Source organism: Leclercia tamurae (genome assembly GCF_025566055.1).
Classification (GTDB): Bacteria; Pseudomonadota; Gammaproteobacteria; order Enterobacterales; family Enterobacteriaceae; genus Enterobacter; species Enterobacter tamurae.
Map to the genome: position 1 here is coordinate 389,179 of NZ_JAMHKS010000078.1, position 16,101 is coordinate 405,279.

Below are 16,101 nucleotides of genomic sequence, written 5' to 3' on the forward strand. Positions count from 1 at the left end.
AAATTCTTGCCCCTGGTATAAACTTAAGGGGCAAAAAATAACCGAAGGAGGTCATATGAAGCGTTTTACTCTGGCAGCGTTGACGCTGGTGGTCTGCGCAGGTGCGCAGGCTGCCAGTGAAGAAGTAAAGATGAACCTCGTCACCTCTGGGGGGATTGGCCAGTCCATCGGGACGGTAAAAATTACCGAAACGGATAAAGGCCTGGAGTTTTCCCCCGATCTCAAAGCCCTCCCGCCGGGCGAACACGGTTATCACGTCCACGCCAAAGGCTCCTGCGAACCCGCCATGAAAGAGGGTAAACCTTCCGCCGCTGAGGCTGCGGGCGGACACCTCGATCCACAGAACACCGGCAAGCATGAAGGGCCGGAAGGCATGGGCCACCTCGGCGATCTGCCCGCGCTGGTGGTCAATAACGACGGAAAAGCCACTGACCCGGTGGTTGCGCCGCGCCTGAAAAAGCTGGATGAGGTCAAAGGTAAAGCGCTGATGATCCATGTTGGCGGCGACAACATGTCCGATCACCCTAAACCGCTTGGCGGTGGTGGGGCGCGTTACGCCTGCGGCGTAATTTGATCGCTTAAGGTGCCCGGAGAGGGCGCCTGTTCCAGCTGGGACAGCGAGCAGTGCAGGCGCCAGATCAGGGCCGCCAGCTCCTGACCGGCCGGTTGCGAATGACGCCCAAGGACATCGCAGATGCGCTGTAGCTCATCAAGAGTGGCGGCCAGCGGCCGCTGCTGTACTCCGCGTTCGCTCATGATATCGCGCAGCAACGACACCGCGACATCCCGCACCTGCGCCAGTGGATCGGAGCGAGTCTCCCAGCCGCGCAGCTGCCACACCACGTGGCTGCAGTTGAGCAGGACCACGCCCCAGCGCAACAGCCAGCGGCGCGAGAGCGCATCCTGACTGCTGTTGAGTTGGCTCACATGGTGATAGACCAGCGATTCATAACCATTTTCACTCAGCTGCGGTTTACGACTGAGCTGATCGACAAATCCCCGCCGCAGCTCGCGGATGTGACGGCGGCTTTTCCGTTCATCCGAGCCTGGACGTAATACCGCAAAGGCCAGCCACGTCAGCCCCACGCCAAGAATTTTTGCCAGATCGTCATTCAGGAAATCGGCAAAGTCATACACCGGCGGGTTGGTTACTGAGATAAAGGATCCCATAAAGACGATCAGCTGTCCCCACAGTCCGGCGAGGGCGGGCATCTGCTGCTTCAGCAGCTGCATGGTGGTCAGGAGCGGGAACAGGAACAGCAGGAACAGCCACAGATCGGAGATCTGCACCATCAGACCGAATTTGACCACAAAGCTGAACAGCGAGAGCAGGATCAGGGTGCGCAGCAGCAGCGTCAGGGAATTGAAAGGCGAGGCCGCCACCGAGTACAACACGCTGCTGATCGCCGCCAGCGTCAGGGCTGCGCCCCCGGCGTCCCACTGGGCGGTAATAGTCCAGGCACCCACCAGGCTCAGAGCGCAAAAGGTGCGAAAGCCGCTCCACAGCGCCTCCAGGTTATCGGTATGCCGGGCCAGTGCCGGGCTGCGCGGGACGACGAACTCCGTTACCGGGGTGGCCGTTTCAACTGCCTTTATCCAGCGGCTGCTGCGCAAATAGAGGCGGCAGAAATAGCGCAGCCGCTGCCAGACGGCACGATGGCGGTAGTCGCCGTCAGCACCCGGGTTGAGCGGGGCGATGATGCGGGCCAGGGTATAGAAATCGGCATCGGGCCGGGCGAGGGCGGCCAGCAACTGGTTGATAACCTCCCGGGTCTGTGCCGGTGGGTCAGGCCAGTTCAGTAGCATACGGCGCAGGCTGGAGATAGCGCTGGTCATCCGCAGCTGCTGGTGGAGCAGATAGTTGAGCAGGGCATTTTGCCGACGGAAGCGGTAGTGACTCCAGAAGGCCTGAATTCGCAGCAGGTTCATGGTCAGGATCTGGGCGATGACCTTCTCATGGGCCAGACGAATGGCATCGTTGCTGTCGGGCTGCCACAGCAGGCTGGCGTGCTCCAGCAGCCGGGCGTGCATCGCTTTCAGGGCGCTGATAAGGGCGGTACCATCGGAGGTGCTGGGCAGGATCATCATCATCACCCCGCCGCTCAGGATGCCGATAATGACTTCACACACGCGCGCCTGGGCAATATCCCACAGCTGAGTCATGTCGACAATATCGATCACCGGGAAGGCGATGATCGCCGCGGTGTAACCGGCCAGCTGAAAGGCGTAGGCGACATTATTGCTGAAATGGGCGCAGGCCCAGGTGCAGACCGCCAGCCAGGCCGCCATACTGAACAGAAACAGCCACGGGTCGTTAAGCGTATGTCCGGCAATGATCAGCGCCGCGGTGGCCCCCAGCAGGCTGCCCGCCACCCGGCCCAGGCTTTTACTGATCACCCCCCCGACGGTCGGGAAGCTGACCACTGCCGCCGAGGTCATCGCCCAGTAGGGTTCATCCAGGTTGAGACAATAGGCGACGGTGAGTGCCAGGCACATCGCAATCCCGTTGCGCAGGGCATAGCGCCACTGCGCCGGGGTCGCCTTGAGCCACGGCAGGTTATGCCAGGATAATGCGGGCACACTCACCGGGCGCTTCCGATGGAGACGGTGCAGGTGGTGCCGGAGACCAGCGTCAGGTCCGTCGGCAGTTGGTCAAAGGCGATGCGCACCGGGATGCGCTGCGCCAGCCGCACCCAGGGAATGTTGGGTTTTACGTCGGGGACCAGTCCTGAATCGGTCTCCACGCTCTGATCGTAGATGGCGCGTCCGATACTGGACACATGCCCCTGTAACCTTTTCGAGCCGCTGTAGAGTACGATCTGCGCCGGGGCGCCCTCATGGATATGCCGGAGTTTAGTCTCCTCAAAATACCCCACCACATAGAATGAATGGCTGTCGACGAGGGCGAAAACTGGCTGGCCGGTAGACGCGTAATCGCCCGGGCGGGTAGAAAGATTGGTGATCCAGCCATCAACCGGGGCTTTAACCACCGTCTGGGTCAACTGCCACTGGGCCTGCTTGAGGGTAGCTTCGGCCACGGCCACGCTGGCCTGCATCGCTTTGACGTTAATATTGGCGGTATCCAGATCTTCTGCTGAGATATAGTTTCGGGAAAGATGGCGGCGGCGGTTGGCTTCGTTGTTGGCTTTCGCCAGATCGGACTGGGATTTCGCCAGCTGCGCTTCGGCATTGAGGACCGCGATGTGATAGGGGGTCTCATCGATATAAAACAGCACGTCACCAGCATGAACGAACTGGTTGTCTTTAACCTGCAGCCGGGTAATGGTGCCGGACACCTGCGGCGTCACGCTGACCTGCTCGGCGCGTACCTTGCCGTCACGGGTCCAGGGCGACTGCATATAATAGTTCCATAGCCACCAGCCCGCGATCACCGCCAGGGCCAGAACCAGTAAGGATGAAAAATATTTAATGGTTTTCACAGGTATCGTCACCACACAATCAACAGAGCCAGACTCAGGCACACCGCGAGCACAAACAGCGAAAGATCCATCAACATCGGGTGCCAGATTTCACCGGAATAGATCCAGTCGCGCAACACGCGGTGGGTGACAAGCCAGATAAGAAAACCCAGCATTACCGCCTTGAATAAGGGAGGAAAGTAAACCGAGGCGCCGACAATCAGATCCTGAAGCGGTAACCCCGTGGCGTCAAACGTGAAATTCACGAGCCGGTTCCTTTGCAATGGGGGAAGTGACCAAAAGTAGCCGCATATCGCCCGGGGGCGTCTTAACTCAATGTAAAGCAGAGAGTCATTTTGTTTTTATCCAGTATTGCATTTGTTTTGGCAATATAAATGCTGCACACTATTCTAAAATCAGTATAATAACTTAGCAAGCTAATTATAAGGAGATGAAATTGGAATCGCCACTAGGTTCTGATCTGGCAAGGTTAGTACGCATCTGGCGTGCTCTGATTGACCATCGCCTGAAACCTCTGGAGTTGACACAGACGCATTGGGTCACGCTGCATAATATCCATCAGCTGCCACCCGACCAGTCACAGATCCAACTGGCAAAAGCGATTGGCATCGAGCAGCCATCACTGGTACGCACGCTCGACCAACTGGAAGAGAAGGGGCTGATTTCGCGTCAGACCTGCGCCAGCGATCGTCGCGCCAAGCGGATTAAACTTACCGAGAAAGCCACGCCGATTATTACTGAGATGGAAGCCGTGATCTGTAAGACGCGCGGTGAAATCCTCGCCGGGATCAGCCCGGCTGAACTGGAACTGCTGATCTCGCTGGTCGCCCGGCTTGAAAGCAATATCCACGAGCTGCAATCCCGTGACTAACCTTTAAAAAAGCCTTGCGAACGCAAGGCTTTTTCTTTACTGAAACACCACTACACGGTTACGTCCGGTCTCTTTCGCCTCGTACATCGCCTTATCTGCGCATTCAACGCACGCTTCCGCGCTGGTTTCCGGCGAGATGGCGGTAAACACGCCCATACTGATGGTAACAGGCTCGGGAAGTTGCCCGTCCGAGTTGGCTCTGTCAAAACTGCTCAGTTTTACTCGTATCCGCTCTGCAACCTGACGGGCGGCGTCGGAAGAGGTATGGGTTAACATCAGGACAAACTCCTCCCCGCCAATACGCGCCGCAATGTCCTGGGGCCGTACCGAATCCATCAGCAGCTGGGAGACAAACTGCAGCACCTTATCCCCCTGCAGATGCCCGTAGTTGTCGTTAATACGCTTAAACCGATCGAGATCGCTGACGATAACCGAGACCGGGTGGGTCTCACTGACCGTGCGCAGCGACTGGTTCAACGCGTCGTAAAAATAGCTACGATTGTAGAGGCGGGTCAGGGGATCGCGAATCGAGTTCTGGTAAGACTGCTGGTACTTCAGATGCGAGTTGCGATACAGATTAAATACGTCATACAGCAGGACGAAAATAATTAGCAGAGTGGCGACGGTTTCAAATAACCGGGCGCGATACCAGGTGATATCTTCCGCGTGACCGCCCAGAAACAGCATCGCCAGGGTCACGATATAGCAGACACAGATAAAATTACCCCCAACCCAGAACATATTGCGCACGCGGGTAATAATCATCAGGGTAGCTAATGAAACAATCCAGACGAGGAGTAAGGCAACGCTTATCGCCTCTTTCCACAGCAGCATATATTGCCGGGTTTCATTATCAACCAGATCTAATGATAACAAAGGCGAAAAGCTGGAATATAGCCAGGCCAGGATCACTATCACGGCAGTATAAATAGCTGCCCCGACAATCACACATATGTGAAACGTCCGGGTGAGCGGTCTGTTACGTATAAAATAGAGCAGGGCCGAAGCAATAAACATTACCGCCATTAACAGATGACGAAACGTAAAGAAGATCATCGCGTCGTTGTAGTTCACAACGTTAAACTGATGCAGGTCCAGCCATGCCGGGTAGCTGGAGAGCGTTCCCACCATCAGCATCGCGGAACCGACATAGGCGAAAGCAAACGCGAGCAGATATAAGCGCTGTCTGTCACACCAGTATTTCATAACCATGAAGCAGGCAATAAAGAGATGAAACACCAGTAAAAATATGGTCAGCATCGGAAATAAAAGTGGTGAAAATGAGGTGACCTTATCTTCCAGCCCGGTAAACAGGAAATGTAAAATTCCGATAACAATAATGCATCCCAGCCAAAACTGGACGTAGTTATTCTTTATATAACGGCTCATCGAAACCCTGGGTGTTGTGTGTTAGTAATAAATGGGAAAAGAGGGTTTGCGAATAGTCTCATGAACGCAGGGGGAAATACTTTGCGCAGGAGCAAGAGAAGCGGATGTTAATTATATGTTTAGTAAATGTATTATTTAAATATATTCAGCGCGGTGTTATATAGTGTAAATGGACGTGACCAGAAGGCCACGCCCATAATGTCATTAACGCGGGGAGACGGTCACCTGGCGGCCATTGCTTGCCAGCACGACACGTTGACCAGCGGCAAATTTGGTGTTGCCCTGTTTCTGCACCACCATAATGGTGTTGCCGTCGTCTTTGCGGATTTCTAACTCAACGCCCTGGGATTTGTTCATTGAACCCTGAACGCCCTGACCGGCAACGCCACCGGCTACGGCGCCTGCCGCAGTTGCCAGGGAACGGCCCGTACCGCCGCCCACGGTGTTACCGAGGAAACCACCCAGTACCGCACCGCCAAGAGCACCGATCACGTTGTTCTCATCACCACCCTGAATCTGCACCGGGCGTGTGTTCACAATGGTGCCGTAGGTGACTTGCTGTACCTGCTTCGCCTCAGATGCACTGTAAACATCCCCGGAGAGGGAGCTATCATTAACACAGCCAGCCAGAGTGAATCCAACCAGCGAAACGGCCAGTACACGTAAAATCATTTGAATCTCCTGTTCACCAAAAAACGCTCTGTGAGCATCCGTTATGGCTAAATTATATGGCATCAGGTGCCATAGATCCTATCTTCGCCTAAACAATAGGAGAATAGTACTTGATTCTGGCTTAACCAGATATAAACAGGCTCTGACTTCACCCCACATCCGATAAGGATAACTCCTGGAATGGCCGTTACGTCCAGGTATTGTTAAAAAGTATTATCGTGTCATGGAATTGATGCCGGGTTTATGGTGGAGTGGGCCATCAACCCAGCGGAGTAAGGAAAACGGATGAAATCGGGTCGCTACATTGGCGTAATGTCAGGAACCAGTCTGGATGGCGTGGATGTTGTTCTCGCAGCTATCGACGAGAATATGGTGGCGCAGCAGGCAAGCCTGAGCTGGCCCATTCCCCAGCAAACCAAACAAGCGATCCTGAATATCTGCCAGGGACAACAGCTGACGCTGTCGCAGCTGGGTCAGTTGGATACGCAACTGGGCCGTCTGTTCGCTGATGCCGTGCTGGCATTGATGCAGCAGGAAGATCTGCGCCCTCAGGATGTGGTGGCGATTGGCTGTCACGGGCAAACCGTCTGGCATGAGCCGGTGGGCGATGCGCCTCATACTCTGCAGATTGGGGATAACAACCAGATTGTGGCCAAAACCGGGGTAACGGTGGTGGGTGACTTCCGCCGTCGGGATATGGCCCTCGGCGGGCAGGGCGCGCCGCTGGTGCCGGCCTTCCATCAGGCGCTGCTTGCCCATCCGACGGAGCGCCGCATGGTGCTAAACATTGGCGGTATCGCCAATCTCTCCTTATTGATCCCCGGGCAGCCGGTACGCGGGTTCGACACCGGACCGGGAAATATGCTGATGGATGCCTGGATCTGGCGTCAGTCGGGCAAGCCCTATGATAAAGATGCCCAGTGGGCCTGCAGCGGCAAGGTTATTATCCCGCTGCTGCAAAGCATGCTGTGCGATCCCTATTTTGCCGCTCCGGCACCAAAAAGCACCGGCCGCGAGTATTTCAATTACGGCTGGCTGGAACGCCAGCTGGCGAACTTCCCGGGCCTGGCGCCGCAGGACGTGCAGGCCACGCTGGCAGAGCTCACCGCCGTCTCCGTATCCGAACAGGTACTGCTGAGCGGCGGCTGCGATCGTCTGCTGGTGTGCGGGGGCGGTAGCCGTAACCCGCTGCTGATGGCGCGGCTGGCCGGTCTGCTGCCGGGCACGGAGGTAAGTAGCACCGACAAGGCCGGGATCAGCGGCGATGATATGGAAGCGCTGGCCTTTGCCTGGCTGGCGTGGCGAACGGTGGCAGGCCTGCCGGGAAATCTCCCTTCCGTGACCGGTGCGCGGGAAGCCAGCGTGTTAGGTGCTGTTTTTCCAGCCAATCCGCGGCAAAATCAGAGTTAACCGAATTTCGCTTAAAGGCGCACTGGGTAGAATGACACGAAAAACGGGAGGGCGTTCGCGCCCTCCGGGACCAGGAAAGTCTTCGGAACTCACCCATGAAAAAACTGTTTCTTGCTTTAACCCCCTTCCTGCTGGCGAGCTGTAGCGTCTACAACCAGTTTGTTGAGCGCATGCAAACCGACTCCCTGGCGTACCAGTGCGACGAAAAGCCACTCACCGTGAAGCTCAACAATCCCCGTCAGGAAGTCAGTTTCGTCTATGACAACAAGCTGCTGACGCTTAAGCAGGGGATGTCTGCCTCCGGCACCCGCTACAGCGACGGCGTCTATGTGTTCTGGTCGAAAGGCGACAGCGCGACGGTCTACAAGCGCGATCGCGTTGTGCTGAACAATTGTCAGATCGAAAATCCGAAGCGTTGAGATTTTGCAGGGGGCGGCGCACAATAGCGTCACCCATTGTCAATGTCAGCTAACGCCATGTCAGATAACGACGAATTGCAGAACATCGCGCACCTCAGGCGCGAATATACCAAAGGCGGCCTGCGTCGCCAGGATCTCCCCGCCGAGCCGCTGGTGCTGTTTGAGCACTGGCTGAAACAGGCCTGTGACGCCCGGCTGGCCGATCCCACCGCGATGGTGGTGGCGACGGTCGACGAACAGGGTCAACCTTACCAGCGCATTGTGCTGCTCAAGCACTACGACGAGAAAGGGCTGGTGTTCTACACCAACCTCGGCAGTCGCAAAGCGCACCACCTCGAAAACAACCCGCGCATCAGTCTGCTCTTCCCGTGGCATATGCTGGAGCGTCAGGTGATGGTCACCGGCACCGTTGAGCGCCTCTCCACCCTGGAAGTGGTGAAGTATTTCCACAGCCGTCCACGCGACAGCCAGATTGGGGCCTGGGTCTCGAAGCAGTCGAGCCGCATTTCGGCCCGCGGCGTGCTGGAGAGCAAATTCCTTGAGCTGAAACAGAAGTTCCAGCAGGGCGAAGTGCCCCTGCCGAGTTTCTGGGGCGGTTTCCGCGTCTGTGTCCAGCAGATGGAGTTCTGGCAGGGCGGTGAGCACCGCCTTCACGACCGCTTTTTATACCAGCGCGAGAACAGCGCGTGGAAAATCGATCGTCTGGCCCCTTAATCCCCTAAATTTGTTCTTTTAAGCGCTGGTACAACGGGTGTCAGCGCTTTATTCTATGTACCTTTCGCGTCTGGCGAAAAGTCGTGTACCGGCAGAGGTGCAGTCGTTTTATACATGGAGAATTTGATGGCAAGCAGTAACTTGATTAAACAATTGCAAGAGCGGGGGCTGGTAGCCCAGGTGACGGACGAGGAAGCGTTAGCAGAGCGACTGGCGCAAGGCCCGATCGCGCTCTATTGCGGCTTCGATCCTACCGCCGACAGCTTGCATTTGGGGCATCTTGTTCCATTGTTATGCCTGAAACGCTTCCAGCTGGCAGGGCATAAACCTGTGGCGCTGGTGGGCGGCGCAACGGGTCTGATTGGCGACCCGAGCTTTAAAGCCGCTGAGCGTAAACTGAATACGGCAGACACCGTGCAGGAGTGGGTGGATAAGATCCGCAAACAGGTTGCCCCGTTCCTCGATTTCGACTGTGGTGAAAACTCCGCGATCGCTGCCAACAACTACGACTGGTTTGGCGGCATGAACGTGCTGACCTTCCTGCGTGATATCGGCAAGCACTTCTCCGTTAATCAGATGATCAACAAAGAAGCGGTGAAACAGCGTCTGAACCGTGACGACCAGGGCATCTCGTTCACCGAGTTCTCTTACAACCTGCTGCAGGGTTATGACTTCGCCTGCCTGAACAACCTGCACGGCGTCGCGCTGCAGATTGGCGGCTCCGATCAGTGGGGTAACATCACCTCCGGTATCGACCTGACCCGTCGTCTGCACCAGAACCAGGTCTTCGGTCTGACCGTACCGCTGATCACCAAAGCCGACGGCACTAAATTCGGTAAAACCGAAGGCGGCGCGGTATGGCTCGATCCGAAGAAAACCAGCCCGTACAAGTTCTACCAGTTCTGGATCAACACCGCAGATGCTGACGTCTATCGCTTCCTGAAGTTCTTCACCTTTATGGATCTGGAAGAGATCAACGCCCTGGAAGAAGAAGACAAGAACAGCGGCAAAGCCCCGCGCGCCCAGTACGTGCTGGCGGAGCAGGTCACGAAGCTGGTTCACGGTGAAGAGGGCCTGGCGGCCGCGAAGCGCATTACCGCCAGCCTGTTCAACGGTACCCTGAGCGATCTGAGCGAAGCTGACTTCGAACAGCTGGCGCAGGATGGCGTGCCGATGGTTGAGATGGAGAAAGGGGCAGACCTGATGCAGGCGCTGGTGGACTCCGGGCTGCAGCCGTCCCGTGGTCAGGCGCGTAAAACCATCGCCTCGAACGCGATCACCATCAATGGCGAAAAACAGTCCAACGAGGAGTATACCTTCGTGGACAGCGATCGCCTGTTTGGCCGCTACACCTTACTGCGTCGCGGCAAAAAGAATTACTGTCTGATCTGCTGGAAGTAATCATAAAAGCACAGGGGCATGGGAAACCATGCCCCTTTATTTTTTCAGGGTTGTGGTAAGAAAATGAAGAATATCCTCGCCATCCAGTCCCACGTCGTGTTTGGGCATGCTGGCAACAGCGCCGCGGAATTTCCGATGCGTCGTCTCGGAGCCAACGTCTGGCCGTTAAATACCGTTCAGTTCTCCAACCATACGCAATACGGCAAGTGGACCGGTTGCGTGATGCCGCCTGCTCATCTGACAGAGATTGTCCAGGGCATCGCGGAGATCGACAAACTCAAAACCTGTGACGCCGTGCTGAGTGGCTATCTGGGTTCAGCCGAGCAGGGCGAGCATATTCTGGGCATTGTTCGACAGGTGAAGGCGGCTAACCCGGCGGCGAAATACTTCTGCGATCCGGTGATGGGTCACCCGGAAAAGGGTTGCATCGTGGCGCCCGGCGTTGCGGAGTTTCATGTTCGTCATGCCTTACCGGCCAGCGACATTATCGCCCCGAATCTTATTGAGCTGGAGATCCTCTGCGAGCATCCGGTCAACAGCGTGGAAGAGGCTATCGTAGCGTCACGGGAACTGATTGCTCAGGGCCCGGAGATCGTACTGGTGAAGCACCTGGCCCGCGCCGGGATCAGCCCGGACCGCTTTGAGATGCTGCTGGTGACGAAAGACGAAGCCTGGCACATCAGCCGTCCGCTGGTGGATTTCGGCAGCCGTCAGCCGGTGGGTGTCGGGGATGTGACCAGCGGCCTGCTGCTGGTGAAACTGCTGCAGGGGGCAACGGTGCGTGATGCGCTGGAGCACGTCACGGCAGCAGTGTATGAGATTATGATCGCCACGAAAAATATGCAGGAGTATGAGCTGCAGGTGGTGGCCGCTCAGGACCAGATTGCGAAGCCGGAGCACCTCTTTAGCGCGACCCAGCTTTAGCATCATAATGCCCGGCGGCGCTGCGCTTGCTCGGGCCTGGAAAACCGTAGGCCGGGTAAGCGTCAGCGCCACCCGGCAAAAACTTACTTCAACCCTTCCGCTTCCAGCGCTGCCACCACGGCAGGACGCTCCGCCATACGCTGCATATACGCATCAATATGGCTTAACCCTTCCATGTTCAGCTTCACGGCTTTTGCCCAGCGCAGAACGGTAAACAGATAGGCATCGGCAATGGTAAAGCGCTGACCGCAAATCCACTGCTCGTCTTTCAGGGACTCGTTCACATACTGCAGCTTTTTCTCCAGCAGGGCGCGAACGGTCGGCTTGTACTCTTCCGGCGTATCCGGGCGGAACAGCGGGGTAAAGCCTTTGTGCAGCTCGGTGGCGATGTAGTTCATCCACTCAAGCGTCTTGTAACGCGCGATGCTGCCGGTCGGGGCCAGCAGCTGGCGATCGGCGACGCCGTCCGCCAGGTATTGCATAATGGCCACCCCTTCGGTCAGCAGGGTGCCGTCTTCCAGCAGCAGGGCCGGGACCTGGCCTTTAGGATTCACCGCGAAAAAATCATCGCCGTTTTCCAGACGCTTCTTCATCAGATCCACCCCGTTGAGGGTGAAGTCTTTACCGCTCTCGCGCAGCGTAATATGGGAGGCAAGAGAGCAGGCGCCTGGTTTATAGAACAGTTTCATCGGTCACTCCTGTTTACGTAGGTTTACTCTATGGTAGTGCGGCACAGAATAAAAAAAAAGCCGCTAACGCACAGTTAGCGGCTTCAATTCAGTCGTTTCCCGATGACATTACGCGGTCGCGGTTTTCGCTTTGGCGTCGATGTCGTCGTCCTGAGTCATGCGATTCAGTTTCGGTGCGATCAGCATCATCAACACGGCGATAACCGCGGTGGCGATACCAATCTGCAGGAATACGTCGCCGTAAACATGCAGAGACTGCAGCGGATCGGTCACGTCGGACGGCACGGCCATCAGGTTCGCGATCTTACCGGCGATGATGGCGGCACCGGCAGTGGTCAGGAACCAGCTACCCATGATGAAGCCCATCAGACGCTGTGGAACCAGCTGCGCAACCATTGCCAGACCCAGACCAGAGATCATCAGCTCACCGATAGACTGCAGGGCGTAGCTCAGGATCAGCCAGTTTACGGAGACGATACCGGCGTCGCTGGCGAATTCCGCGCCCAGCGGCAGCACCAGGAAGGCGCCAGAGCACAACACCATACCTACCGCGAACTTGTGCGGCATTGGCAGACGGTCGCCCATCTTGTTGTAGATAGCGGCCAGAATCGGGCTACCAATCATGATCCAGAACGGGTTCAGGGCCTGGAACTGCTCCGGTTCGAACGCGATACCGAGGATAGAGTGCTCAACGTTACGGATGGCGAAGAAGTTCAGCGAGGTTGGCATCTGGCTGTACAGAACGAAGAAGACAATTGCCTGAACCATCAGGATGAAGGCAACAATCATTTTACGACGCGCTGCGCCATGCATAGCGAAAGCTTCTTTCGCAAAGATGCAGACGATACCCAGCGCAACCACGCCCAGCACCGCACGGGCGATACCCTGGTTGTGCAGCAGCCAGGTGGCAACGGCAACCAGAATGACAACACCGACGATGGTCGCCAGCAGTTTGCCCATCTGTACCGGGGCAAAGTCAGGTTTGGAACCGTAGTCTTTCACCCAGCCGCGGCAGAACAGGAAGTTCACCACGGTGATCAGCATCCCGACGAAGCTCAGGGCAAACGCCACGCTCCAGCCGAATTTCGCTGCCAGCCACGGGGTCGCCAGCATAGAGAAGAAGGAACCGATGTTGATGGCCATGTAGTACATGGTGAATGCGCCATCAAGACGTGGGTCATCTTTGTTGTAGCAGGTCGAGAGCAGGGACGATGGGTTCGCCTTGAACAGGCCATTACCGACCGCGATGGTCGCCATACCCATATACACCACGCCGGCATCATGACCAGACCAGGCAACCAGACCGTAACCGATCGCCAGAACGATGGCGCCCAGCAGAATAACACGTTTGGTCCCCAGCACTTTATCGCCCAGCCAGCCGCCGATTGCGACCAGACCGTATACCAGAGCACTGAAAGAAGAGAACAGCGTGATGGAATCAGCTTCGGACATACCCAGTTGTTTAACCAGGTAAACCGCCATGATCCCTTGCAGACCGTAATAACCAAAACGTTCCCACAGCTCAATGGAGAAAATGAGATAGAACGATTTCGGTTGTTTGAAAGCGTTAAGACTTACGCTTTCCTCAGCTGGTTTATTGTTTGCAGTAGACACATATACCTCTTTTTTTACATCCCATATTAACGGGGGTGTTCATAGCGTGATGACCGTAGTCCATCCGCTTTATAGTTATAGTGGGAGGGGAAACGGCGGGTAATGTTCACTATCCTGACCCGTCTGGCAAGGCATTTGTAATACTCTGTTACATATAACTCCAGCGCTATAATGCGCCAGAAACCTAAATGTTATTTAGCGTTAAATTTCACCGTTGCGTTGAAACTGGTTTTTTTCACTATCTCTTAGCCGAAAAAGTGCGCAGGTGGCGATATGTTCTGCTGTAAAAGGTGTTATGCAGTGATATGGGCTAAGTTCTGAAATATATCCGGTCATATCTTCGGGTTATCAGGGTTGATTTCTCAATGCAATAAGGCTTTATCGGCATTTGCGATACATAAAATTAACACCGTGTGAACAGGGTGATCCCGATCACATTTATATAGAAAATTTCGCTGACGAAAAAACAATTAACCTGTTTGATTGTTATATAGCCGAACAATCCGCAAGAAAGGGAGTATGGGTCAGGGGGAATGCCTGTAAAAGGTGTTATCAGCAGGAAGTCTTACTTTGCGTAAGGAATATAGCGCATCAAAAACCGTCGTAAGACGGTTTCAGAGGTCAGTTTTCTCTTTATATTCACAGAGATCTTCAATGATGCAGGAGCCGCAGCGTGGTTTACGCGCGATACAGGTGTAGCGCCCGTGGAGAATCAGCCAGTGATGGCAGTCGACCTTAAACTCCGCCGGAACCACCTTCAGCAGCTTCTCTTCCACCAGTTCGACATTCTTGCCGGGGGCAAAGTTGGTGCGGTTGCATACGCGGAAGATATGGGTATCCACGGCGATAGTCGGCCAGCCGAAGGCGGTATTCAGCACCACGTTGGCGGTTTTACGCCCGACGCCGGGCAGGGCTTCCAGCGCAGCGCGGTCTTCCGGCACCTCGCCGCCGTGCAGCTCCAGCAGCATGCGGCAGGTCTTGATCACGTTCTCGGCTTTGCTGTTAAACAGGCCGATGGTCTTGATATAGGTTTTAACGCCCTCTACGCCCAGCTCCAGCATCGCCTGTGGCGTGTTGGCGACGGGATAGAGCTTCGCGGTAGCTTTATTCACGCTCACGTCGGTGGCCTGTGCGGAGAGCAGGACCGCTATCAACAGTTCAAACGGCGAGGTAAAGTTCAGCTCGGTGGTCGGGTGCGGGTTGTTATCCCGCAGGCGCTGCAAAATAGTTAAACGCTTCTCTTTGTTCATGAGGCCTTCTCAGGGATCCCTTCCTCGATGCTGCGGGCGGCAGCACGGCGCTTACGTTTCTCATCTATCAGGTATTTTACCGCCAGCATCATGCCGAGGCCAATAAACGCGCCCGGCGGCAGCATCGCCAGCAGGAACGGCGTATCGGTGTGGAACACCTCAATGCGCAGGGCTTTTGCCCATCCGCCCAGCAGCGCGTCTGCGCCGTCGAACAGGGTACCGTTGCCGAGGATTTCACGCATCGAGCCGAGGACGAACATCGCCCCGGTGGCCCCCATGCCGATGGCAAAACCATCGAGGGCCGAAATCAGCGGATCGTTCTTCACCGCAAAGGCTTCGGCGCGGCCCACCACGATGCAGTTGGTCACGATCAGCGGGATAAAGATCCCCAGCGACTGATAGAGGCCAAAGGCGTAGGCGTTAATCAGCATCTGCACGACGCTCACCACCGAGGCGATGATCATCACGTAGATGGGAATACGAATTTCTGACGGTGTCCAGCGACGCAGGGCGGAGATCGACAGGTTGGTCAGGGTCAGTACCAGCGTAGTGGCCAGACCCAGACCCAGCGCGTTGGTGGCGGTCGACGTGACGGCCAGCAGGGGGCACATCCCCAGCAGCTGTACCAGGGCGGAGTTGTTCTTCCACAGCCCCTGGACGATAACCTCTTTAACCTGGCTCATGATCACTCCTCACAGGCGGGCAGATTGTTAAGTTGCGCCGGCAGCGTCTGGGCATAGACGCCCGCACGTTTAACGGCATTCACCACCGCGCGCGGGGTGATGGTCGCCCCGGTAAACTGATCGATTTCACCGCCGTCTTTCTTCACCGCAAACGCCGGGTCGTTACTGCCGTGAATGGTTTTGCCGGCAAAATGCAAAATCCAGTCGCTAAGACGAGTTTCGATTTTATCCCCGAGCCCTGGCGTTTCATGATGCTCAGTGACGCGGGTACCCAGCACGGTGCCGGAGAAGTCGGTGCCGACCAGCAGCTGGATGGCACCGGAATAGCCGTCCGGGGCGGTGGTTTCCATCACCGCGCCCACCGGGGCATCCCCTTTACGGGCGATAAAGATACGGTGGGTCCCTTTGCCTAACGGCGCGGCTTCGACAAGATAACAGCTTTTTTGCAGGTCGTTATCGTAGAGCTCCGCCGGGATCACCTGATCGAACAGGGCCTTTTGCTGAAGGGCCGCCTGCTCGTCGATGGTGGATTTGGTTAAGCCGTTAACCAGGGCCGTCAGACCGGTCAGCACCGCGGCAAACAGCGCCAGCGTCACACCGTGTTTTTGCATCGTTTTTAACATGG

17 protein-coding genes are annotated in these 16,101 nt (G+C 56.1%); 7 read left to right on the top strand and 10 right to left on the bottom strand.

The window, feature by feature from the left end:
- The first annotated feature begins 55 nt into the window (after positions 1 to 55).
- Positions 56 to 574 (top strand): superoxide dismutase [Cu-Zn] SodC, encoded by a 519-nt coding sequence (gene sodC, locus M8318_RS21805; protein ID WP_106993702.1) that lies wholly within the window; start codon positions 56 to 58, stop codon positions 572 to 574.
- On the opposite strand, the gene M8318_RS21810 is transcribed toward sodC, so the two are convergent.
- The 3 genes from M8318_RS21810 to M8318_RS21820 are packed head-to-tail and all read right to left on the bottom strand — an operon-like array spanning position 553 to position 3,685.
- Positions 553 to 2,586, bottom strand: coding sequence for an FUSC family protein (locus M8318_RS21810; RefSeq protein ID WP_262664472.1), 2,034 nt, complete (start codon positions 2,584 to 2,586; stop codon positions 553 to 555). The two genes, sodC and M8318_RS21810, sit on opposite strands and share 22 nt — an antisense overlap.
- Complete coding sequence (locus tag M8318_RS21815) at positions 2,583 to 3,446, bottom strand: efflux RND transporter periplasmic adaptor subunit (RefSeq protein WP_262664673.1); 864 nt, start codon at positions 3,444 to 3,446, stop codon at positions 2,583 to 2,585. Before M8318_RS21815 ends, M8318_RS21810 begins: the two co-directional genes overlap by 4 nt.
- Before the next feature lie 2 nt (positions 3,447 to 3,448).
- Positions 3,449 to 3,685 (bottom strand): DUF1656 domain-containing protein, encoded by a 237-nt coding sequence (locus tag M8318_RS21820; RefSeq protein WP_262664473.1) that lies wholly within the window; start codon positions 3,683 to 3,685, stop codon positions 3,449 to 3,451.
- Positions 3,686 to 3,870: 185 nt separating this feature from the next.
- On the opposite strand from M8318_RS21820, the gene slyA reads away from it, so the two are divergent.
- The gene (gene slyA, locus M8318_RS21825) at positions 3,871 to 4,311 is read left to right on the top strand and encodes a transcriptional regulator SlyA (protein WP_106993705.1); all 441 of its coding nucleotides are present in this window, start codon (positions 3,871 to 3,873) and stop codon (positions 4,309 to 4,311) included.
- 36 nt (positions 4,312 to 4,347) lie between these two features.
- On the opposite strand, the gene M8318_RS21830 is transcribed toward slyA, so the two are convergent.
- Together M8318_RS21830 and slyB are read right to left on the bottom strand one after the other, a co-directional pair.
- Complete coding sequence (locus M8318_RS21830; RefSeq protein ID WP_262664474.1) at positions 4,348 to 5,700, bottom strand: GGDEF domain-containing protein; 1,353 nt, start codon at positions 5,698 to 5,700, stop codon at positions 4,348 to 4,350.
- Between the two features lie 204 nt (positions 5,701 to 5,904).
- Entirely contained in the window at positions 5,905 to 6,372 is a 468-nt protein-coding gene (slyB, locus tag M8318_RS21835) for an outer membrane lipoprotein SlyB (protein WP_262664475.1), read from the bottom strand.
- A 285-nt stretch (positions 6,373 to 6,657) separates the two neighbouring features.
- Here slyB and anmK point away from each other — a divergent pair, with 285 nt between their 5' ends.
- From anmK to pdxY, 5 genes are all read left to right on the top strand, one after another.
- Positions 6,658 to 7,782, top strand: coding sequence for an anhydro-N-acetylmuramic acid kinase (gene anmK, locus M8318_RS21840; RefSeq protein ID WP_262664476.1), 1,125 nt, complete (start codon positions 6,658 to 6,660; stop codon positions 7,780 to 7,782).
- A gap of 95 nt (positions 7,783 to 7,877) precedes the next feature.
- Positions 7,878 to 8,201 carry a C-type lysozyme inhibitor gene (gene mliC, locus M8318_RS21845; RefSeq protein ID WP_262664477.1) on the top strand — a complete coding sequence of 108 codons (324 nt, stop codon included), beginning with the start codon at positions 7,878 to 7,880 and terminating at the stop codon, positions 8,199 to 8,201.
- A gap of 57 nt (positions 8,202 to 8,258) precedes the next feature.
- The gene (pdxH, locus tag M8318_RS21850) at positions 8,259 to 8,915 is read left to right on the top strand and encodes a pyridoxamine 5'-phosphate oxidase (RefSeq protein ID WP_262664478.1); all 657 of its coding nucleotides are present in this window, start codon (positions 8,259 to 8,261) and stop codon (positions 8,913 to 8,915) included.
- Positions 8,916 to 9,041: 126 nt separating this feature from the next.
- On the top strand, positions 9,042 to 10,316 hold the full coding sequence (gene tyrS, locus M8318_RS21855) for a tyrosine--tRNA ligase (RefSeq protein ID WP_262664479.1): 1,275 nt from the start codon (positions 9,042 to 9,044) through the stop codon (positions 10,314 to 10,316).
- A gap of 63 nt (positions 10,317 to 10,379) precedes the next feature.
- Positions 10,380 to 11,240: a pyridoxal kinase PdxY gene (gene pdxY / locus M8318_RS21860; protein ID WP_106993711.1), complete on the top strand. Its 861-nt coding sequence runs from the start codon at positions 10,380 to 10,382 to the stop codon at positions 11,238 to 11,240.
- Between the two features lie 83 nt (positions 11,241 to 11,323).
- Here the strand turns inward: pdxY and gstA are convergent, their stop codons facing one another.
- The 5 genes from gstA to rsxG all read right to left on the bottom strand — a co-directional run bounded on the left by gstA (position 11,324) and on the right by rsxG (position 16,099).
- Positions 11,324 to 11,929: a glutathione transferase GstA gene (gene gstA, locus M8318_RS21865; protein ID WP_262664480.1), complete on the bottom strand. Its 606-nt coding sequence runs from the start codon at positions 11,927 to 11,929 to the stop codon at positions 11,324 to 11,326.
- Between the two features lie 108 nt (positions 11,930 to 12,037).
- A complete protein-coding gene (dtpA, locus tag M8318_RS21870) occupies positions 12,038 to 13,543 on the bottom strand; it encodes a dipeptide/tripeptide permease DtpA (RefSeq protein ID WP_106993713.1) in 1,506 nt (501 codons plus the stop codon).
- 614 nt (positions 13,544 to 14,157) lie between these two features.
- Positions 14,158 to 14,793 carry an endonuclease III gene (gene nth / locus M8318_RS21875; protein ID WP_262664481.1) on the bottom strand — a complete coding sequence of 212 codons (636 nt, stop codon included), beginning with the start codon at positions 14,791 to 14,793 and terminating at the stop codon, positions 14,158 to 14,160.
- Positions 14,790 to 15,476, bottom strand: a complete 687-nt coding sequence (locus tag M8318_RS21880; RefSeq protein WP_262664482.1) for an electron transport complex subunit E — start codon at positions 15,474 to 15,476, stop codon at positions 14,790 to 14,792. The genes nth and M8318_RS21880 overlap by 4 nt, the downstream gene beginning before the upstream one ends.
- A gap of 2 nt (positions 15,477 to 15,478) precedes the next feature.
- On the bottom strand, positions 15,479 to 16,099 hold the full coding sequence (gene rsxG, locus M8318_RS21885; protein WP_262664483.1) for an electron transport complex subunit RsxG: 621 nt from the start codon (positions 16,097 to 16,099) through the stop codon (positions 15,479 to 15,481).
- Between the last annotated feature and the right edge of the window lie 2 nt (positions 16,100 to 16,101).